The following is a 2,305-nucleotide window of genomic DNA, read 5'->3' as shown; positions in this document are numbered from 1 at the left end:
AGGCGCCTGCAGCCAGCCTGCCAGCGCCCAGGCTGGCGCCCAAAGCAGGACCGAGGCCGGCGGCAGCACCGGCGCGGGCACCTGCGCCGGCAGCGGGCGGGGACGATGACTGGGAGAGCTTCTGAGGGGGAGTGCCCCTGCATTCCGCGAAAATGGCCGCTACCGCTTTCTGGATAAGCGGTTGCAGCTACAAAAAAAGAAGCACGCGAGAGAAAGGTTCTCCGCGTGCTTTTTTTTGTTTTTCAGGCCGGGCAGCGGCACGTCGGGTAATCGGTAATCGCTGGGGCCGTGGGGCCGTGCCCAGAGCCCCAGGCCTCACCGCTCAGGATCGGGGTAGACGAACTGCAGTCCTGGCAGCGTGGGCCGCTGGAATTTTTGCCACGCAGCGTCCTGCGCCTGGCCCAGCCTGTCGGCCACGGCCCACCAGGCGCTGGGGTTCAGGCCGATGCCGAAGTGGCTGGCCACCACCTCGATGTTCTCGGTGTGCGGGTTGTGCGCTGCAGGCGCCTGGATGCTGCCGCGCCAGGCCACCACGCCGTCGCTGCGCGAATAGATGCTGGTGGTGGGCACCGGGGGCGCCTCGGGCAGGTTGTAGTTTTCGGTCTCGCGCTCGATGTCGCGGCCGCTGGCGAACTGGTAGATGCGCCAGGCATTGGTGGACCGGTGGTGTCCGGCAAAGGGCGTGCCCAGCGTGATCACGCAGCGCACCAGGTCCGGCATTTCCTTGGCGAGTTCGCGGGCGTAGACGCCGCCCAGGCTCCAGCCCACCAGACTCACTTTGCGGCCGCTGGCGTCGCTGGCGGCCTGCAACTGCCGCTTGGCGGTTTCCAGCACGCCGTCGCGCGGGCCCAGGTTCAGACCCTGGCCCCAGCCCTGCGTGCCGTAGTTGCGTGAATCGAGGTAGCGGCGCAGCGGAACGGTGGTGGCGTCTCCCGCCGTGAGGCCTGGGAACACGATCACGGTGTGGCCGTCTCCCAGCGGGGCACGCTGCAGCACGGGCCAGGCGGGCAGAACGGCGCCGAACTCCCACGGGGCGCGCAGCTCCAGGGCCAGCAGAGGCAGCCCGGGCGGCGGCATGTGGTCGGTCTCGTTTCTTTTGCTGAAAAATGGCATGGGGCGGTGGTTCCAAACGGTGCGAAAACGGGGCGCAGATGGCGGGGGCGCGCATGGTGCACGGGCGTGCGGTGACGGTAGCATTTTTTTGCGTTCACCTCCTGTGTGGCTGTGGAGATAGCTCTCCAATTCCACACCCCCGCGCCTGCCACAACAGGCCTCGAGTGCAGGTGCAGGAGGTGGGCCGTTGTGGCAAAAAGTGCTGGCTGATGACGGCGCGCGCGGATAAGGTTGCAAATCCAAGAATCAATCCGTGCTTTCACTGAGGAGGAGCAGATGAACCGTCTGAACATTTCCACCCGGCTCGCGGTCGCTTTCGCGGCGATGGTGTTGCTGCTGGCTGCACTGGGCGCCGTGGCGCTGGCGCACTCGGCCAGCCAGCGCACTTCCCTCAACGACATCGTGACCATGCGCATCCCCATCACCAGGGCGATGGGCATCCTGGCCGACGGGGTGAACGTGCAGGCCATCCAGTTTCGCAACCTGGCGCTGTTCACCTCCGAAGAGATCCTCAAGCAGTCGCTCGAGCGCGTGAGCACGGCCCGGGCCTTGATCGCCAAGGAAATGCCGGTGATCACCGGCCTGATCCGCTCCGACAAGGGCAAGGAGATCCTTGCACGCATGCAGCAGAACCGCACCAGCTTTCTGGCTCTGGGCGACGAGTACATGGGCCTGATCCAGAAAGGCCAGAAGGACGATGCCCTGAAGCTCATGGAAGAAAAGCTGCGCCCGGTCCAGCGCGCCTACCAGGCCACCATCCAGGAGCAGGTGGACTTCCAGGCCCAGGTCACGGCGGACGCGGGCGAGCAGGCCGAGGCTGCCGCCAGGGCGCTGCAGCGCGACGTGCTCATTGCTGGGGCGTCAGCCATTGCAGTGGCCATCTTTCTGGCCGTCACCATCATCCGTTCCATCACCCGACCGCTGGCCCGCGCGGTGGAAGCCGCCGACCGGGTGGCCAGCGGCGACCTGAGTGGCGTGATCGAGGTGCGCTCGCGGGATGAGACCGGCCAGTTGCTTGGTGCGCTGCAGCGCATGCAGCAAAGCCTGGTCAACACCGTGAGCACGGTGCGCGGCAACGCCGAAGGCGTGGCGTCGGCCAGCTCGCAGATAGCGTCGGGCAACAACGACCTGTCGGCGCGCACGGAGCAGCAGGCGTCGGCGCTGGAGGAGACGGCGGCGTCGATGGAAGAGC

Annotated in this window: 2 protein-coding genes; one reads left to right on the top strand and one right to left on the bottom strand. The window is 66.8% G+C overall.

Annotation, left to right across the window (positions count from 1 at the left end; translation table 11 throughout):
- Window positions 1-315: 315 nt before the first annotated feature.
- A complete protein-coding gene (locus KW835_RS26545) occupies window positions 316-1,113 on the bottom strand; it encodes an alpha/beta fold hydrolase (protein WP_218387744.1) in 798 nt (265 codons plus the stop codon).
- Window positions 1,114-1,389: 276 nt separating this feature from the next.
- Between KW835_RS26545 and KW835_RS26540 the strand changes: the two genes are divergently transcribed.
- A partial coding sequence (locus KW835_RS26540; RefSeq protein ID WP_218387743.1) for a methyl-accepting chemotaxis protein occupies window positions 1,390-2,305 on the top strand: 916 nt, incomplete at its 3' end.

Source organism: Acidovorax sp. sic0104 (assembly GCF_019219095.1).
Classification (GTDB): domain Bacteria; phylum Pseudomonadota; class Gammaproteobacteria; order Burkholderiales; family Burkholderiaceae_C; genus Acidovorax.
Note: the sequence above shows the minus strand (reverse complement) of the source record. Positions and strands in the feature narration are given on the sequence as shown.

Excerpts from the sequence above, each read along its gene's own strand:
- KW835_RS26545 (WP_218387744.1), bottom strand. The coding sequence starts at position 1,113 with ATGCCATTTTTCAGCAAAAGAAACGAGACCGACCACATGCCGCCGCCC.